Annotated in this window: 14 protein-coding genes; 3 read left to right on the forward strand and 11 right to left on the reverse strand. The window is 72.3% G+C overall.

Annotated elements, in window-relative coordinates; translation table 11 throughout:
• Positions 1–187 precede the first annotated feature (187 nt).
• From Tsedi_RS07905 to ilvA, 5 genes are all read right to left on the reverse strand, one after another.
• Positions 188–955 (reverse strand): hypothetical protein, encoded by a 768-nt coding sequence (locus Tsedi_RS07905; RefSeq protein ID WP_143895397.1) that lies wholly within the window; start codon positions 953–955, stop codon positions 188–190.
• A gap of 80 nt (positions 956–1,035) precedes the next feature.
• A complete protein-coding gene (locus tag Tsedi_RS07910) occupies positions 1,036–2,259 on the reverse strand; it encodes a ribonucleotide-diphosphate reductase subunit beta (RefSeq protein ID WP_425472749.1) in 1,224 nt (407 codons plus the stop codon).
• A gap of 110 nt (positions 2,260–2,369) precedes the next feature.
• On the reverse strand, positions 2,370–5,240 hold the full coding sequence (locus tag Tsedi_RS07915; protein WP_143895399.1) for a ribonucleoside-diphosphate reductase subunit alpha: 2,871 nt from the start codon (positions 5,238–5,240) through the stop codon (positions 2,370–2,372).
• A gap of 195 nt (positions 5,241–5,435) precedes the next feature.
• Positions 5,436–6,038, reverse strand: coding sequence for a 1,6-anhydro-N-acetylmuramyl-L-alanine amidase AmpD (gene ampD / locus Tsedi_RS07920; protein ID WP_143895401.1), 603 nt, complete (start codon positions 6,036–6,038; stop codon positions 5,436–5,438).
• 7 nt (positions 6,039–6,045) lie between these two features.
• Positions 6,046–7,608 carry a threonine ammonia-lyase, biosynthetic gene (gene ilvA, locus Tsedi_RS07925; RefSeq protein WP_143895403.1) on the reverse strand — a complete coding sequence of 521 codons (1,563 nt, stop codon included), beginning with the start codon at positions 7,606–7,608 and terminating at the stop codon, positions 6,046–6,048.
• Between the two features lie 193 nt (positions 7,609–7,801).
• Between ilvA and Tsedi_RS07930 the strand changes: the two genes are divergently transcribed.
• Positions 7,802–8,251 (forward strand): OsmC family protein, encoded by a 450-nt coding sequence (locus Tsedi_RS07930; protein WP_143895405.1) that lies wholly within the window; start codon positions 7,802–7,804, stop codon positions 8,249–8,251.
• 17 nt (positions 8,252–8,268) lie between these two features.
• Here the strand turns inward: Tsedi_RS07930 and coq7 are convergent, their stop codons facing one another.
• The 5 genes from coq7 to Tsedi_RS12185 all read right to left on the reverse strand — a co-directional run bounded on the left by coq7 (position 8,269) and on the right by Tsedi_RS12185 (position 12,936).
• Positions 8,269–8,934, reverse strand: coding sequence for a 2-polyprenyl-3-methyl-6-methoxy-1,4-benzoquinone monooxygenase (gene coq7, locus Tsedi_RS07935; RefSeq protein ID WP_143895407.1), 666 nt, complete (start codon positions 8,932–8,934; stop codon positions 8,269–8,271).
• Between the two features lie 23 nt (positions 8,935–8,957).
• Positions 8,958–9,722: a copper-binding protein gene (locus tag Tsedi_RS12470; RefSeq protein WP_143895409.1), complete on the reverse strand. Its 765-nt coding sequence runs from the start codon at positions 9,720–9,722 to the stop codon at positions 8,958–8,960.
• The gene (locus Tsedi_RS07945) at positions 9,706–11,151 is read right to left on the reverse strand and encodes a multicopper oxidase family protein (protein WP_143895411.1); all 1,446 of its coding nucleotides are present in this window, start codon (positions 11,149–11,151) and stop codon (positions 9,706–9,708) included. The genes Tsedi_RS12470 and Tsedi_RS07945 overlap by 17 nt, the downstream gene beginning before the upstream one ends.
• Before the next feature lie 2 nt (positions 11,152–11,153).
• Positions 11,154–12,458, reverse strand: a complete 1,305-nt coding sequence (locus tag Tsedi_RS07950; protein ID WP_143895413.1) for a hypothetical protein — start codon at positions 12,456–12,458, stop codon at positions 11,154–11,156.
• 73 nt (positions 12,459–12,531) lie between these two features.
• Positions 12,532–12,936, reverse strand: coding sequence for a hypothetical protein (locus tag Tsedi_RS12185; protein WP_185970611.1), 405 nt, complete (start codon positions 12,934–12,936; stop codon positions 12,532–12,534).
• A gap of 177 nt (positions 12,937–13,113) precedes the next feature.
• On the opposite strand from Tsedi_RS12185, the gene Tsedi_RS07955 reads away from it, so the two are divergent.
• Positions 13,114–14,865: a long-chain fatty acid--CoA ligase gene (locus tag Tsedi_RS07955; RefSeq protein ID WP_143895415.1), complete on the forward strand. Its 1,752-nt coding sequence runs from the start codon at positions 13,114–13,116 to the stop codon at positions 14,863–14,865.
• 42 nt (positions 14,866–14,907) lie between these two features.
• Entirely contained in the window at positions 14,908–15,903 is a 996-nt protein-coding gene (gene acuI / locus Tsedi_RS07960; RefSeq protein WP_143895417.1) for an acrylyl-CoA reductase (NADPH), read from the forward strand.
• Here the strand turns inward: acuI and Tsedi_RS07965 are convergent.
• Positions 15,893–16,711 (reverse strand): DUF2189 domain-containing protein, encoded by an 819-nt coding sequence (locus tag Tsedi_RS07965; RefSeq protein WP_143895419.1) that lies wholly within the window; start codon positions 16,709–16,711, stop codon positions 15,893–15,895. The two genes, acuI and Tsedi_RS07965, sit on opposite strands and share 11 nt — an antisense overlap.
• Positions 16,712–16,714: the final 3 nt, after the last annotated feature.

Genomic DNA, 16,714 nt, shown 5'->3' on the forward strand with positions numbered 1-16,714 from the left:
GCGCGGCGCTGCTGCACGGGCTGGCGCAGGGCTGGGACGTGGTGCGCTCGGCGCGGCTGGGCAACCGCATCGGCGCGATCAAGATCGGCACGCGCGGCGGCCAGAACTGGTGCCTGCGCGAGGCGGTGCCGCAGGCCTGACCGCGCGGGGCGCGGCCGCGCCCCGCCCGTACCGCTCCGGGGCGCCCTCAGGGGCGCGTGCCGGTCGGGAACGGCCAGGCGGCCTTTTGCGACAGCTTGGTCTGCGCCGCCGGGGCCGGGGCGGCGTCCTTGTCCTTCTTCTTGCCCGCCTTCCTGGCGGCCTTGGCTTCGGCCTTGTCCCCCTTGCCGGCCTTGTCTGCCTTCGCGGTCTTCTTGGAGGCCTTGGCGGCGGCCTTATCCTTCTCCTTCTCGGCCTTGTCCTGCTTGTCGGCCTTCTTGGCCGCCTTCTTCGCGCCGGCTTCCTCCTTGGCCTTGACCGTCTTGTCGGCCTTGGCGGGCGCAGCCGCCGCAGCCGGCGCCGCCACGGCCTTGGTGCGCGTGGCGCGCTTGGCCGGCGTGGCCGGAGGCGTCACGGCTTCGGCCGCCGGGGCGGCCTTGGTCTTGCGGGCGGGTGTGGTGGCTTGCCCGCTGGCGCCGGCGGCAGCCTTGGCCGTCTTGGCACGTGCCGCAGGCTTGGCTGCGGCCGTGGTCGGTGCGGGGGCGGCCGCGGCGGCGGCCTTGCGGTTGCGCGGCGCGGCCTTGGCCGGGGTGGCGGCCTCGGCGGGCGCAGCGCTGGCGGCCTTGGCGGCTGCCTCGGCGCGCGTGGCCGGCTTGGCCGCGGGGGCGGGCGCCGCCGCGGCTGGCGTCGCGGTGGCGCCGGCGGCGCGCTTCTTCGGGGTGGCGGAGGGGGTCTCCTGCTGCGCTGCTGCCTTGGCGGCCGTCTTCTTCTTCGCGGGCTCGGTGGCCGCGGCGGCGGCCTTCTTCGCGGTTGCCATGGGGGTTCTCCTGTCGGTCAGGTTGATGGCGGGTGGAAAACGGTTCGCGCGGCAGCGGCGGCTCCCGAGACGGGCGCTCGTCAATCCCAGGACAGCGCCCCGCCGGACTGGTACTCGATGACGCGCGTCTCGAAGAAGTTGCGCTCCTTCTTCAGGTCGATCATCTCGCTCATCCACGGGAACGGGTTGTCCTCGTTGGGGAACAGCGGCTCCAGCCCGATCTGGGTGGCGCGCCGGTTGGCGATGTAGCGCAGGTAGCCCTTGAACATGCTGGCGTTCAAGCCCAGCACACCGCGCGGCATGGTGTCCTCGGCGTAGCGGTATTCCAGATCCACCGCGGTCAGGAACAGCTCCTTGATCTCCTGCTTGAACTCCGGCGTCCACAGGTGCGGGTTCTCCAGCTTGAGCTGGTTGATCATGTCGATGCCGAAGTTGCAGTGCATCGACTCGTCGCGCAGGATGTACTGGTACTGCTCGGCCGCGCCGGTCATCTTGTTCTGCCGGCCCAGCGCCAGGATCTGCGTGAAGCCGACGTAGAAGAACAGCCCCTCCATCAGGCAGGCGAAGACGATCAGCGACTTCAGCAGCTTCTGGTCGTTCTCCGGCGTGCCGGTCTTGAAGGCCGGGTCCATGATCGCGTCGATGAACGGGATCAGGAACTCGTCCTTGTCGCGGATCGACGGGATCTCGTGGTAGGCGTTGAAGATCTCGCCTTCGTCCAGTCCCAGCGACTCGACGATGTACTGGTAGGCGTGGGTGTGGATGGCCTCCTCGAACGCCTGGCGCAGCAGGAACTGGCGGCACTCCGGCGCGGTGATGTGGCGGTAGGTGCCCAGGGTGATGTTGTTGGCGGCCAGCGAGTCGGCGGTGACGAAGAAGCCGAGGTTGCGCTTGACGATGCGGCGTTCGTCCTCGGTCAGGCCGTTGGGGTCCTTCCACAGCGCGATGTCGCGCGACATGTTGATCTCCTGCGGCATCCAGTGGTTGGCGCAGGAGGCCAGGTACTTTTCCCAGGCCCACTTGTACTTGAACGGCACCAGCTGGTTGACGTCGGTCTGCCCGTTGATGATGCGCTTGTCGGCGACGTTGACGCGGCGAAAGCTCGCCGCCTGCGCGCGCGTGGCCTGCGTGGGGCCGGTGGCGGCCGTCGGGGCGGCGCCACCGACCGGCGCGCGGGCGGGCATGACCGGCTGCAGCGCGGGTTGGGGCGCCGGCTGGACGGATGGGGTGGGGGGGACGCCGCCGGCGGCGGGACGCGCCGGCGCGGGGATGACGGTCGGGGTGGAATCGTCCCAGGTGAGCATGATGCGATCCGATCGTTGCAGATTATTCGAAGATGTCGATCCGTTGACAAGGCGCGCCAGGCGCGGCGCGGCGACCGTTGCGCGCAGGCATCGGCCGCCGCGGACCCGTGTCACTGACAGGCTTCGCAGCCCGGGTCGTCGAGGGCGCAGAACTTGATGTCGGTGGCCGGCTCGGCCTGCGCCACCGACGGCGTGCCGACCCCGGCCGCCGGCACGGCGTTGAGCGCGCCGCTGCGCACGGTGGCCTTCTCGGCGTGCGTGGCGCCGGTGGTGCGCAGGTAGTAGGTGGTCTTCAGGCCACGGATCCAAGCCAGCTTGTAGGTTTCGTCCAGCTTCTTGCCGGAGGCGCCGGCCATGTAGATGTTGAGGCTCTGCGCCTGGTCGATCCACTTCTGGCGCCGCGCGGCGGCCTCCACCAGCCACACCGGCTCGATCTCGAACGCGGTGCGGTAGAGCTCCTTGAGCTCGCGCGGCACGCGGTCGATCGGCCACAGCGAGCCGTCGAAGTGCTTGAGGTCCATGATCATGACCTCGTCCCACAGGCCCAGGCGCTTGAGATCGCGCACCAGGTAGTGGTTGATGACGGTGAACTCGCCCGACAGGTTGGATTTGACCGACAGGTTGCCGAAGCACGGCTCGATCGACGCATCGACGCCGACGATGTTGGAGATGGTGGCGGTGGGGGCGATGGCGATGCAGTTGGAGTTGCGCATGCCGTCGCGCTGGATCTTGGCGCGCAGCGCGTCCCAGTCCAGCGTGCTGGAGCGGTCCACCTCGAGGTAGCCGCCGCGCTCCTGCGCCAGCAGGTCCAGCGTGTCCGGCGGCAGGATGCCGCGGTCCCACAGCGAGCCCTTGAAGGTGGAGTAGCGGCCGCGCTCCACCGCCAGGTCGCTGCTGGCCCAGTAGGCGTAGTAGCACACCGCCTCCATCGAGCGGTCGGCGAACTCCACCGCCTCGGGCGAGGCGTACGGAATGCGCAGCTCGTAGAGCGCGTCCTGGAAGCCCATGATGCCCAGCCCCACCGGCCGGTGGCGCAGGTTGGAGTTGCGCGCCTTGCTGACCGCGTAATAGTTGATGTCGATCACGTTGTCGAGCATGCGCATCGCGGTGGCGATGGTGCGCTTGAGCTTGTCGTGGTCGAGTTCCTTGCCGTTGGGGCCGTCCTTGAGGTGCTGCACCAGGTTGACCGAGCCGAGGTTGCACACCGCGGTCTCGGTGTCGCTGGTGTTGAGCGTGATCTCGGTGCACAGGTTGGAGGAGTGCACGACGCCGACGTGCTGCTGCGGGCTGCGGATGTTGCACGGGTCCTTGAAGGTGATCCAGGGGTGCCCGGTCTCGAACAGCATCGTCAGCATCTTGCGCCACAGATCGACCGCGCGCACCTTCTTGCACGGCTGGATCTCGCCGCGCGCGGCCTTCTCCTCATAGGCGACGTAGGCCTCCTCGAACGCCTTGCCGACCTTGTCGTGCAGGTCCGGTACGCTGGACGGCGAGAACAGCGTCCAGTCGCCGTTTTCCATCACGCGCTTCATGAACAGGTCCGGGATCCAGTTGGCGGTGTTCATGTCGTGCGTGCGGCGGCGGTCGTCACCGGTGTTCTTGCGCAGCTCGAGGAACTCCTCGATGTCGAGGTGCCAGGTCTCGAGGTAGCAGCACACCGCGCCCTTGCGCTTGCCGCCCTGGTTGACGGCGACCGCCGTGTCGTTGACGACCTTCAGGAACGGCACCACGCCCTGGCTTTCGCCGTTGGTGCCCTTGATGTGGCTGCCCAGCGCGCGCACGCGCGTCCAGTCGTTGCCCAGCCCCCCGGCGAACTTGGACAGCAGCGCGTTTTCCTTGATGGCGTCGTAGATGCCCTCCAGGTCGTCCGGCACGGTGGTGAGGTAGCAGCTCGACAGCTGCGAGCGCAGCGTGCCCGAGTTGAACAGCGTCGGCGTCGAGCTCATGAAGTCGAAGCTGGAGAGCACCTCGTAGAACTCGATGGCGCGCGCCTCGCGGTCGATCTCGTTGAGCGCCAGGCCCATGGCCACGCGCATGAAGAAGGCCTGCGGCAGCTCGATGCGGCGCTTGCGCACGTGCAGGAAGTAGCGGTCGTACAGCGTCTGCAGGCCGAGGTAGTCGAACTTCAGGTCACGCTCGGGCTTGAGCGCCGCGCCCAGCCGCGCCAGGTCGAAGGTCAGCAGCTCGGGGTTGAGCAGCTCGGCCTCCACGCCCTTCTTGATGAAGGCCGGGAAGTACTCGGCGTAGCGCTCGCGCATCTGCGCGTGCGTGGTCTCCTCGCCCAGCACCTCCTTGTAGATGGTGTGCAGCAGCAGCCGCGCGGTGACGTAGGTGTAGTCGGGATCGGTCTCGATCTTGGTGCGCGCCGCCAGAATGGCGGCCTTGTGCACCTCCTCCATCGGCACGCCGTCGTAGAGGTTGCGCAGCGTCTCGGCCACGATCGGCTCGGCCTGCACGTCACCCTCCAGGCCCTCGACCGCGGAGTGGATCAGCGCCTTGAGCCTGTCGAGGTCGAGCGGGCGGCGCTCGCCGCCGTCGACCACGTGGATGACCGGCTGGGCCGGCGCCGCCGGCGCCTCGCCGCGCGCGGCGCGCTCCTGCGCGCGGCGCTCGCGGTACAGCACGTAGGCGCGCGCGACCTCGTGGTGGCCGTCACGCATCAGCGCCAGCTCGACCTGGTCCTGCACGTCCTCGATGTGGAAGGTGCCGCCGGCCGGGCGCGAGCGCGTCAGCGCGCGCACCACCGCCTGCGTCAGGCGCTCCACCGTCTCGCGCACGCTGGCGCTGGCCGCACCCTGCGGGCCGTGCACGGCCAGAAACGCCTTGGTCATCGCGATGGCGATCTTGGCCGGCTCGAACGGCACCACGGCGCCGTTGCGGCGGATGATCTGGTAGTTGGGCAGCGTGGCGCTGCTGGCGGCGCGCGGCGGCTCGGCGCCGGTGCTGAAAACGGTGGCGGCAGGGGAGAGGGTGGTCTGCATGGTTCCTCGCACGAGTCGTCGTGGGACGTCGGGATGATGCCGTCAGACACTAGATCTAGTGTCTGAGACACCGCCGAAACACTAGCGGTAGTGTAGCGGCTGCGCGCGGGGACGCGCGCGGCAGGGTTCATCGAAAATTTCAACCGTGGCCTGCGCGGCCGATATCTGCGGGAGAACCCGCAGGCGCACGCCCGCTCAGGCGCCGGGCACGGGGGGCTGGCCGCAGGCGTTCGGGCGGGCCGGCGCGTCGCTGGCGAACCACGCCGCCGGCCAGCCGGTCAGGCGGATCAGCCGCGCCCAGTCGAAGCCGGCCCCGGGGTCGCGCTTGCGCCCGGGGGCGACGTGCTCGTGCCCGGCCACCGCGCACAGCGCCGGCAGGCGTGCGCGCAGCGACGCCAGCAGCGCGGCCAGCGCCGCGTACTGCGCGTCGGCGAAAGGGTCGCCCTCCAGCCCCTCCAGCTCGATGCCGACCGAGAAGTCGTTGCAGTTCTCGTGCCCCTGCCACGACGAGCGGCCGGCGTGCCAGGCGCGGCGGTCCAGCGCGACGAACTGCACCCACTCGCCGTCGCGCCGGATCAGGAAGTGGGCCGAGACCTCCAGCCCGCGGATGCTCTGGAAGTAGGGGTGCGCGTCCCAGTCCAGCGTGTTGGTGAACAGCCGCTCGATCCACGGCCCGCCGTACTCGCCCGGCGGCAGGCTGATGCTGTGCAGCACGACGAGCCACGGCTGCACGCCCACCGGGCGCGGGCCGTGGTTCGGTGACGGCACGCGACGCGCGCCGGGCAGCCAGCCGTCCATTGATCCTTCACCCCCGCAGGAACAGCCGGTACACGGGGTTGTCGGTCTCTTCGACGTAGGGGTAGCCGAGTTCGCGCAGGAAGCGCTCGAAGGCCTTGGCGTCCTTCGGCGGCACCTGCAGGCCGACCAGGATGCGGCCGTAGTCGGCGCCCTGGTTGCGGTAGTGGAACAGGCTGATGTTCCAGCTCGGGCGCATCAGCGTCAGGAACTTCAGCAGCGCGCCGGGCCGCTCCGGGAAGATGAAGCGCAGCAGCCGCTCGTCCTGCGCCAGCGGCGAGTGGCCGCCGACCATGTGGCGGATGTGCTCCTGCGCCAGGTCGTCGTGCGTCAGGTCCAGGGTGGCGAAGCCCTGCCGCTCGAAGGCCGCGGCGATCTTGGCGCTCTCGCCCTTGCCGTGGGTGGTCAGGCCCACGAACACGTGCGCCACCCTGGCGTCGTGGATGCGGTAGTTGAACTCGGTGACGTTGCGCGGGCCGCCGGGCAGCGAGCCGATGGCCTGCAGGAAGCGCAGGAAGCTGCCGCGCTCCTCGGGGATGGTGACGGCGAACAGCGCCTCGCGTTCCTCGCCGACCTCGGCGCGCTCGGCGACGAAGCGCAGGCGGTCGAAGTTCATGTTGGCGCCGCACAGGATGGCGGCGTAGGTCTCGCCGCGCGTCTTGTGCTCGGCGACGTGCTTCTTGATCGCCGCCACCGCCATCGCGCCGGCCGGCTCGACGATGCTGCGCGTGTCGACGAAGACGTCCTTGATCGCGGCGCAGACCTCGTCGGTGTCCACCGTGACGTAGCCGTCGACCAGCTCGCGCGCGATGCGGAAGGTCTCCTCGCCGACCAGCTTGACCGCGGTGCCGTCGGAGAACAGCCCGACGTCGGCCAGCTGCACGCGCTGGCCCGCGCGCACCGAGCGCAGCATGGCGTCCGAGTCGCTCATCTGCACGCCGATGACGCGGATGTCGGGTCGCACGGCCTTGAGGTAGTTGGCCACGCCGGCGATCAGGCCGCCGCCGCCGATGGCGACGAACACCGCGTCGAGCCGGTTGGAGCCCAGCCCCTGCAGCTGGCGCAGCATCTCCATCGCGATGGTGCCCTGGCCGGCGATGACGTCGGGGTCGTCGAACGGGTGCACGAAGGTTAGGCCCTCGCGGCGCGCCAGCTCCGCGGCGTGCTGCGCGGCATCCGAATAGCTGTCACCGTGCAGCACCACCTCGCCGCCGAGCGCCCGCACGGCGTCGATCTTGACCTGCGGCGTGGTGGTGGGCATGACGATGACGGCGCGCGCGCCGAGCTTGTGCGCGCCCAGCGCCACGCCCTGCGCGTGGTTGCCGGCCGAGGCGCAGATGACGCCGCGCTGCAGCTGCTCGGCCGACAGGTGCGCCAGCTTGTTGTAGGCGCCGCGCAGCTTGAAGCTGAACACCGGCTGCTGGTCCTCGCGCTTGAGCAGCACCTTGTTGTGCAGGCGGCGGCTGAGGTTGCGCGCCGGCTCCAGCGGCGTCTCGCGCGCCACGTCGTACACGCGCGCGGTGAGGATCTTCTTCAGGTAGTCCTGCGGGGTCAGCGGGGTGGAGGCGGTCATGGGCGTACGCGGCAGCCGGCGGTGCGGCCCGTATCATACGGGGCCGCCTCGGGGCAAAAAAAAGCCCGAGCGGGGATGCCGCTCGGGCCCTGAACCACCCATAGAGGGCAGAGGAGACAACGGGGAGTATTATACACGGCTTATATTGCAGCGCAACAACGCGCGCGCCGTGTCGTTCGGGAGACAGTCGACGATGGAATGCACGGTGGCCTGGACGGGCCAGCTCGGGCTGGGGACGGGCATGGGTTTCGTGGCGCGCACGGGCAGCGGCCACGTGGTGGCGATGGACGGCGCGCCCGATGCGCAGCGTCCGGAGCTGGGCGGGGCGAACGTGGCGCCACGGCCGATGGAGCTGCTGCTGGCCGGCACCGGCGGCTGCACCGCCTACGACGTGGTGCTGATCCTGCGCCGCGGCCGCCACGACGTGCGCGGCTGCCAGGTGCAGCTGAAGGCCGAGCGCGCCGAGACCGACCCGAAGGTGTTCACGCGCATCCACATGCACTTCGTCGTGCAGGGGCACGGCATTCCGGAGGCGGCGGTGGCGCGCGCGATCGAGCTCAGCCACGAGAAGTACTGCTCGGCCAGCATCATGCTGGGCAAGACGGCCGAGATCACGACCAGCTTCGAGATCGTCGAGGGCTGAGCGCCGACCGGCGGCGATCAGATGCGGTGCGCCACCGTCGTCATGACCTTGGCGGCGGCGCGCATGGCCCACCGCACCGGCGCCGGCAGCTCCACGCCGCCGGCATGCAGCGCGTCGCGCGCGTGGCGGATTTCGTCCTCCTTCATCTGCTGCACGATGGCGCGCGAGGCGTGGTCCTGCGGCGGCAGGCGGTCGAGGTGGCCGTCCAGGTGCGCCTCGACCTGGCGTTCGGTCTCGACGACGAAGCCGAGGCTGACGCCGCGGCCCGCGAGCCCGGCGGCCAGCCCGATCGCGAACGCCCCCGCATACCACAGCGGGCACAGCAGCGAGCGGCGCGCCCCCAGTTCGTCCAGCCGCTGCTGGCACCAGGCCAGGTGGTCGGTCTCGTCCTGCGCCGCGGCCTCCAGGTGGCGCGCGGTGCGCTCGCGCTCGGCCGGCTCGCCCCGGGCCAGCCGGGCCGCGCAGGCCTGTCCGGTGTAGAGCGCCTGGGCGCAGATCTCGCCGACATGGTTGACGCGCATCAGCGCGCCACTCAAGTGCCGCTCGTCGTCCGACAGCGCCGCGGGCTGGGCGGCGAGCTCCGCCGGCGGTTGCGGGGTCGGCCGCGCGGCGCGGTGCGGCGCCAGCAGCGTGCGCAGGGCGTTGTCGGCGGCGATCAGCGTGGCATCGACGAGGCGGTTCATGGCGGCGGATGCTAGCGCGTTGCTCATGGCCCGGGCTTGATCTCGGTCACGACGTAGGCGCCGTTCATCCGGGCGGCGCGGAAGCGCACGCGCTGTCCTGGCTGCAGGCCCTGCAGCAGCGCGGCGTCGTGCACCTGGAACACCATCGTCATCGGCGGCATCGCCAACGCCGCGATCTCGCCATGGCGCAGCGTGACCTTGCGCGCGGCCGCATCGATGCGGCGCACTTCGCCGTCGACCCAGCCGCTCGTCGCCGTCGCACCGCCCCCGTGAAGCTCGTGCCCGTGCGCCTGCACCGGGCGCAGGCCGCCGCCGGGGTAGCGCGCCCAGACGCGGCTTGAGCCGTCGCGCTGCACCAGCAGCACGTCGTACGGGTCGCGCCGGCCGCCGTACTCGGGGCCGTCCATGCCGGGGCTGCCGACCGGCATGCCCGGCACCGCCAGTCCGAGCGCTTGGGGGCGCTCGCGCAGCAGGCGCAGGATGTCGGGCGCCGGCACGTGCCCTTCGATCACGTAGCCGCCGGCGCGCGCGGTGTGGCAGGAGGCGTAGCGCGCCGGCAGGCCCAGGCGCTGGCGCATCGCGGCGTTGCCGGTGTCGTGGGCGCGCACGCGCAGGCCGTGCGCCTGCAGGTGCGCGATCCAGTCGTTGCAGCAGCCGCAGTTCGGATCCTTCCAGACCTCCACCAGCGGGCCGGGCGGTTCGGCGGCCCGGGCGGCGGGCCGGACGAGCGGCAGCGCCGCCAGCCCGGCCAGCAGCGCGCGGCGCAGGGGGTCAGTGCGAAGGGTCATGGTGTCCTCCTTGGGGTTTGCGGGCGTCGAACGGGGCGGGCCGGACTGGAGCCGGACCGCCGTGGTGGCCGTGGCCGGCGCCGTGCGGGGCATCGTGTCCGGGCCCGTGCGCGGCCGGTGCCGCGGCCGTCTCCACCGGGCGCGCCCGGGTGCCCGGCGGTTGCCGGTACCAGCCCGGGTCGCGGTAGTCGCCCGGGGGCAGGTCGCGGCGCACCTTCAGGGTCGTGAACATGCCGCCCATCTCGATCGGGCCGTAAGGGCCGGTGCCGGTCATCATCGGGAAGGTGTTGTCGGGCAGGGGCATCTCCATCGCGCCCATGTCGGCCATGCCGCGCTCGCCCATGACCATGTAGTCGGGCACGACGCGCTGGATGCGCTGCACCAGGCCGCGGTGGTCCACGCCGATCATCGTGGGCACCCCGTGGCCCATGGCGCCCATGGTGTGGTGGCTCTTGTGGCAGTGCATGGCCCAGTCGCCCTCCTCGTCGGCGATGAACTCGATCTGGCGCATCTGGCCGACCGCGATGTCCACCGTCACCTCGGGCCAGCGTGCCTCGGGCCGCACCGGGCCGCCGTCGGTGCCGGTGACCTCGAACTCGATGCCGTGGATGTGGATCGGGTGGTTGGTCATGGTCAGGTTGCCGATGCGCACGCGCACGCGCTCGCCCAGCCGCGCCACCAGCGGATCGATGCCGGGAAAGACGCGGCTGTTCCAGGCCCAGATGTTGAAGTCGAGCATGGTGTTGACGTTGGGGGTGCGCGCGCCCGGCGTGACGTCGAAGGCGTTGAGCAGGAAGCCGTAGTCGCGGTCCACGTCGGCGATCCAGGGGTGTCGGCCCTTGGGGTGCGTGACCCACAGGCCCATCATGCCCATGGCCATCTGCACCATCTCGTCGGCATGCGGGTGGTACATGAACGTGCCGGGGCGGCGGGCGACGAACTCGTAGACGAAGGTCTTGCCGGGCGGGATCTGCGGCTGGTTCAGACCACCGACGCCGTCCATGCCGTTGGGCAGACGCTGGCCGTGCCAGTGGATGGTGGTGTGCTCGGGCAGCCGGTTGGTGACGTAGATGCGCACCCGGTCGCCTTCCACCACCTCAATGGTGGGGCCGGGGCTGGTGCCGTTGTAGCCCCACAGGTTGACCGAAAAGCCGGGCGCGAGCTCGCGCACCACCGGCTCGGCCACCAGGTGGAACTCCTTGACGCCGTCGCGCATGCGAAACGGCAGCGTCCAGCCGTTGAGCGTGACGACCGGGCGGTAGGGGCGGCCGGCACCGGTGACCCCGGGCGGCGTCCATGGTCCGGCAGTCTCGGGGCTGGTGCGGACGACGGGCTCGGGCAGGCCGGCCAGGGCGTGGCGGGCCACGGCGGCACTGGCCACGGCGGCGGTGCCGGCCAGGGCCTGTGCGAAGAAGCGGCGGCGTTCCATGGTCAGTGGCCTTTCGCGGGGGTTGGGGTGGCGTCGACGTCGGTGGCTGGGGCGCGGTCGGTCAGGGGCAGGCCGCTCAGGACGGCCTGCAGGTCCAGCCAGGCCAGCCAGGCGTCGCGCTCGGCCGCCACCAGCGCCTGCCGGGCGGCCAGGCGCTCGCGCGCAGCGGCCAGCAGCTCCCAGGTGCTGGCCAGCATGCCGTTGTAGCGCAGCAGGGTCTCCTCCTCCAGCTGCCGGCGGGCGGGCAGGATCCGCTCGCGCTGGTGGCGGGCACGCTCGTCGGCACGGCGCGCTGCCGCCAGCGCGAGCCGCAGATCGCCGTCGAGCTGGCGCTGCAGCCGCGCCAGCGCCGCCTGCGCGGCCAGCGCCTCACCCCAGGCGTGTGGCCAGCGCGGCGCGGGGCCCTCCAGCCGGGGCGCCTCGGGCAGGCCGCGGGCGACGGCCTGTTCCCACGTCGCCTGCAGCGCCGCCCGGGCGTGCGCGGGCAGGGCGGTGCGCCAGCGCTCGGCCTCGGCCTGCAGGCGCGCCCAGTCCGGATGCCGCGCGCGTTGCCGGGCGGCCAGTGCCGGTTCCTCGTCGGCGGCGGGCAGCGGCGGTCGCGCCGGCAGCGCTGGCGGCAGGTGCGCCGCCAAGGCCTCGGGCGTCACGCCGCCGAGGCGCTGCCACAGGTGCACGAGGGCGCGCTGCTCGGCCGCGCGCGCCTGTGCCAGCCGCTCCTGGGCCTCCCACGCCGGCAGGTTCTCGCGCAGCGCGCGCTCGGCGCTGAGGTTGCCGACCTGCCGCGCGCGGCTGGCCAGCTCGGCGCCGGCATCGGCGGCGAAGTGGGCCTCCTCGGCCAGCCGGCGCAGCTGGCGCGCCGCGATCGCCTCGATCCAGGCGGCCTGGGCGTCCCGCGCCACGGCCGCCGCGGCCTGCAGGCGCCGCAGCCGCTCGGGCGCCGCCAGATCCGGAGTGACGAGCAGCTCCGGGTGGTGCTGCAGCGCGCGGCGCACGACTTCCTGCGGCGTCCAGCCGGGCCCCTCCGGTGCAGGGTCGGCGGCCGCGGGCGGCGCCTGCGTCCGCTCCCAGCGCAGGATGTCGGCGTGGCCGCGCGGGAAGGCGCCGACGGCGTCGTTGGCGGCGCGCCAGGCGGCGGCCGGGTCGGGCGGAGCGTCGGCGGCCGGCGCTGCGGCGCCAGGCGGCGCGGCGAAAGGCGACGGGGCGGTCGGTGCGGCGGGATGGACGTGGCCGGTCTGGGCCTGGGCGACGGCGAGCGCCGGCGCCGCCAGCCAGCCGAGCCAGCGCCACCGGGGACGGGGGCGGGTCATGGGCGATCGATCTCCTGAAACGGCCATGGGCGGCCGGGGAAGGTTCCCGGCGCGGCGGCATCGAAGGCGCGTTTCAGGCGATCGGCGGTTTCAGCAGGGGAGGCGCAGCGGTCGAGGGCGGCAGGGGCCACTGGGTCAGCCCCCAACCCTGCGGCACGACGGTACCGGTGGCGGTCGCGACCGCCGCGGCCAGCGCGCCGTTGTGGCAAAGGTCGCACAGCGTGCAGGCTGCGTGACCGGTGCCGTCGGACGCCGGGGCTGTGGCATGGGCCGCCGGCGGGTGCGCGGCGTGTGCCGGCGCCTCGGCCTCTTCGGCGGCGGCATCATGCGCCGCGTGTGTGGCCGCCCCAGGCCCGGGGTGGACGGCGCCGCCGGCCGGGGCTGCCGCCTCGTGGCAGGGCCGCAGCGCCATGGCGTCCACCGCCCACAGCCGCCACGGCAGAAGGGCGAGCAGCAACCAGAGCAGACAGCGGCGCATGTGAACCATCATAGCAGCGCGCGGACGGCCCCGACGCCAGCGGGGCCGCCCTGCCGCTTCGGCGTCCCGCACGGGACAAGCACCCACTTGGCGTGGTGTCCTCGCGCCTTCTATCCTGTCAGCCAGGTGCGCCGCCCGAGTGCACCGCTGCGCCACCCTGACCGAGGAGACCGTCCGATGACCGCCGCCGCTTCCGCCGCCGTCCCGGCGCGCGCCGGGGACGATCGTGCGCACGCGCGCGCCTGGCCGCCGCGTGTGCCGCACACCCTGCGGCCGCCGCGCACCTCGCTGTGGTTCAACTTGGAGGTGAGTGCGCGCCGCTACCCGGACAAGCCCGCCACCGTGTTCTTCGACCGGGTGACGACCTACCCGGAACTGCTGCACCAGGCCGAGCGCGTGGCGGCCTGGCTGGCGGCACGCGGCGTACGGCGCGGCGACCGCGTGATCCTGTTCCTGCAGAACTGCCCGCAGCTCATCGCCGCCTACTACGGCATCCTGCGCGCCAACGCGGTGGTGGTGCCGGTCAACCCGATGAACAAGGCCGACGAGCTGGGCCACTACATCGCCGATCCCCAGGCGCGGGTGGCCATCGCCGCGGCCGACCTGGCCCCGGCGTTGTGCGCGGCCGACGCCGCCCTGCCGCCCGAGCAGCGCCTGCGCTACCTGCTGGTGGTGCACTACCGTGACGCCATGCCGGACGAGGCGTTCGACGGCGAGGCGCTGCCCGCCGCCTGGCGCGAGTGGCTGGCCACGCGCCATCCGCCGCCCGCGCTGACGCAGGGCCGCGTGGCCGACTGGGCCGAGGCGATGGCCTGCGCCGATCCCCTGCCGCCGCACGAGGTGGGCCCGGACGATCTGGCCGTGCTGCCCTACACCAGCGGCACCACCGGGCTGCCCAAGGGCTGCATGCACCCGCACCGCACGCTGATGCACAACGCGGTGGCCGCCGCGGTGTGGTCCAACGGCACGGCCGAGAACGTCGGGCTGCTGGTGGTGCCGATGTTCCACATCACCGGCATGGTGGTGGGCATGCACACCAGCGTCTACCTGGGGGCGACCGCGGTGATCATGCCGCGCTGGGACCGCGACCTGGCGGGTCGGCTGATCTCGCGCTGGCGGGTGACGCACTGGATCAACATCCCGACCATGGTGATCGACCTGCTGGCCAGTCCGCACTTCGACCGCTACGACCTGTCCAGCCTGGTCTTCATCGGCGGTGGCGGCGCGGCCATGCCGGCGGCGGTGGCGCAACGCCTGCTCGACCAGTTCGGCCTGCGTTACGTCGAGGGTTACGGCCTGACCGAGACGGCCGCGCCGACGCACCACAACCCGCCCGACCGGCCCAAGCCGCAGTGTCTGGGGGTGCCGTTCATCGGCTGCGCGGCGCGCATCGTCGATCCGCAGACGCTCGAGGAGCTGCCGGTGGGCGAGGCCGGCGAGATCGTCGTCAGTGGCCCGATGGTGTTCGACGGCTACTGGCAGCGGCCCGAGGCCACCGCCGAGGCCTTCTTCGAGCGCGACGGCCGGCGGTGGTTTCGCACCGGCGACCTCGGGCGCGTCGACGAGGAGGGCTACTTCTTCATCACCGACCGCCTCAAGCGCATGATCAACGCCAGTGGCTACAAGGTCTGGCCGGCGGAGGTCGAGGCGCTGATGTTTCGCCACCCGGCCATCGCCGAGGCGTGCGTGATCGGCGTGCCCGATCCCTACCGCGGCGAGACCGTCAAGGCGGTGGTGGTGCTGCGGCAGGAGGCGCGCGGCACCGTCACCGAGGCCGACCTGATCGCCTGGTGCCACGAGCACATGGCCGCGTACAAGGTGCCGCGCCTCGTCGAGTTCGTCGACGCCCTGCCCAAGAGCGGCAGCGGCAAGGTGATGTGGCGGCTGCTGCAGGAGGCCGCGCGCGCCGCCGCGCCCGCCCCGGTCTGACGTGCCAGAATGCCGACCACCTTCCCGCATGGAGATGCTCCCGTGTTCAAGGCCCTGCTGATCGACAAGACCGACGCCGGCTACGGCTGCACGCTGGCGGAGCTGACGGACGACCGCCTGCCCGCTGGCGAGGTGACGGTGCGCGTGGCGTACTCGACGCTGAACTACAAGGACGCGCTGGCCATCACCGGCCGCTCGCCGGTGGTGCGGCAGTTCCCGATGGTGCCGGGCATCGACCTGGCCGGCACCGTGGAGGCGAGCGAAGACCCGCGCTTCCGGCCCGGTGAGGCGGTGGTGCTCAACGGCTGGGGGGTGGGCGAAGTGCACTGGGGCGGGCTGGCGCAGCGCGCGCGCCTCAAGGCCGACTGGCTGCTGCCGCTGCCGGCAGGGCTGACGCCGTGGGACGCGATGGCCATCGGGACGGCCGGCTACACCGCCGCGCTGTGCGTGCAGGCGCTGGAGGCGCACTGGGCCGCGCAGGGCGTGGCGCCCGGCAGCGGTGACGTGCTGGTGACCGGGGCCGCAGGCGGCGTCGGCAGCCTGGCGGTGCGGCTGCTGGCGCGTGCCGGGCACCGGGTGGTGGCCAGCACCGGCCGGCCGCAGGAGGAGGCGTGGCTGCGCGCGCTGGGCGCCGCGGAGGTGATCGACCGCGCCACGCTCGCCGCCCCCGGCAAGCCGCTGCAGAAGGAGCGCTGGATCGGCGTGGTCGATGCGGTGGGCAGCCACACGCTGGCCAACGCCTGCGCGAGCACCCGCTACGGCGGTGCGGTGGCGGCCTGCGGGCTGGCGCAGGGGCTGGACTTTCCGGCCACGGTGGCGCCGTTCATCCTGCGCGGCGTCACGCTCTACGGCATCGACAGCGTGATGGCGCCGCGCGCCCGGCGCGAGGCGGCCTGGCAGCGGCTGGCGCGGGACGTCGACCACGCCACGCTCGAGGGGCTGGCGCGCACCATCGCGCTGGCCGAGGCGATCGCGGCGGCGCCGGACGTGCTGGCCGGCCGCGTGCGCGGCCGGCTGGTGGTGGACGTCAACGCGTGAGGTCGGGCCGGTTGGGGGCCGGCACGATGTGCCGGTAGGCGTGCCAGGTGGCATGACCCAGCACCGGCCCCACCACCAGCAGGCCGAGGAAGGCCGGTACCATCGCCACCACGCACAGCAGCGTGATCAGCGCACCCCACAGCAGCATCACGCCGGGGTTGGCCAGGCAGGCGCGCAGGCTGGTCAGCGCCGCGGAGACCGCGTCGGTCTGGCGGTCCAGGATCATCGGGATCGAGATCGCGCTGCTGACGAAGATCAGCCCGGCGAAGATCGCTCCCACCGCCAGGTAACTGACGATGAACTCGAGGTTGTCCCAGCTCAGCAGCGCGGCCAGCATGTTGCTGCTGGAGGGCATGGTGTTCATCGTCACCGCGAACACCACCATCGCCGCGCGGCCCCACAGCATCTCCAGGATCAGCAGCACGCCGCCGAAGATGGCCATGGTGGACAGCGTCGGCCGCCACGCCACCAGCGAGGCGCGCAGCGACGGGGTCTCGCCGCGCTCCAGCGCGCGGCTGGCGTGGTAAAGCCCCAGCGCCAGGAACGGCCCCATCAACAGGAAACCCGCGCTGAGCGCCAGCACGTAGGCCGGCGCGTGCAGGAACGCCTGCCACAGGGCCTGCCCCATCAGCGCGAAGCAGGCGCCATAGAACAGCCCGATGCGCGGACAGCGGCGAAAGTCCGCCCAGCCGCGCGCCAGCCAGCGCAGCGGATCGCCGGGGCGCAGGTCAGCAAGCTCGAGATCGAAGACCGACTCGCGCGCCGGCGTGGCGCCGGAGTTGCCGGATTCGTGCGGGATCGTGGCCATCGT

This window comes from Tepidimonas sediminis, assembly GCF_007556605.1.
GTDB classification, from domain to species: domain Bacteria; phylum Pseudomonadota; class Gammaproteobacteria; order Burkholderiales; family Burkholderiaceae_C; genus Tepidimonas; species Tepidimonas sediminis.

What these genes read in the sequence shown, in the direction of transcription:
- coq7 (WP_143895407.1), bottom strand. Translation starts at nt 8,934, where the DNA reads ATGAACCGCCTCGTCGATGCCACGCTGATCGCCGCCGACAACGCCCTG.
- Tsedi_RS07905 (WP_143895397.1), bottom strand. Translation starts at nt 955, where the DNA reads ATGGCAACCGCGAAGAAGGCCGCCGCCGCGGCCACCGAGCCCGCGAAG.
- Tsedi_RS12470 (WP_143895409.1), bottom strand. Translation starts at nt 9,722, where the DNA reads ATGACCCTTCGCACTGACCCCCTGCGCCGCGCGCTGCTGGCCGGGCTG.
- Tsedi_RS07955 (WP_143895415.1), top strand. Translation starts at nt 13,114, where the DNA reads ATGACCGCCGCCGCTTCCGCCGCCGTCCCGGCGCGCGCCGGGGACGAT.
- ilvA (WP_143895403.1), bottom strand. Translation starts at nt 7,608, where the DNA reads ATGACCGCCTCCACCCCGCTGACCCCGCAGGACTACCTGAAGAAGATC.
- Tsedi_RS07910 (WP_425472749.1), bottom strand. Translation starts at nt 2,259, where the DNA reads ATGCTCACCTGGGACGATTCCACCCCGACCGTCATCCCCGCGCCGGCG.
- Tsedi_RS07930 (WP_143895405.1), top strand. Translation starts at nt 7,802, where the DNA reads ATGGAATGCACGGTGGCCTGGACGGGCCAGCTCGGGCTGGGGACGGGC.
- Tsedi_RS07950 (WP_143895413.1), bottom strand. Translation starts at nt 12,458, where the DNA reads ATGACCCGCCCCCGTCCCCGGTGGCGCTGGCTCGGCTGGCTGGCGGCG.
- ampD (WP_143895401.1), bottom strand. Translation starts at nt 6,038, where the DNA reads ATGGACGGCTGGCTGCCCGGCGCGCGTCGCGTGCCGTCACCGAACCAC.
- Tsedi_RS12185 (WP_185970611.1), bottom strand. Translation starts at nt 12,936, where the DNA reads ATGCGCCGCTGTCTGCTCTGGTTGCTGCTCGCCCTTCTGCCGTGGCGG.
- Tsedi_RS07915 (WP_143895399.1), bottom strand. Translation starts at nt 5,240, where the DNA reads ATGCAGACCACCCTCTCCCCTGCCGCCACCGTTTTCAGCACCGGCGCC.
- Tsedi_RS07945 (WP_143895411.1), bottom strand. Translation starts at nt 11,151, where the DNA reads ATGGAACGCCGCCGCTTCTTCGCACAGGCCCTGGCCGGCACCGCCGCC.
- Tsedi_RS07965 (WP_143895419.1), bottom strand. Translation starts at nt 16,711, where the DNA reads ATGGCCACGATCCCGCACGAATCCGGCAACTCCGGCGCCACGCCGGCG.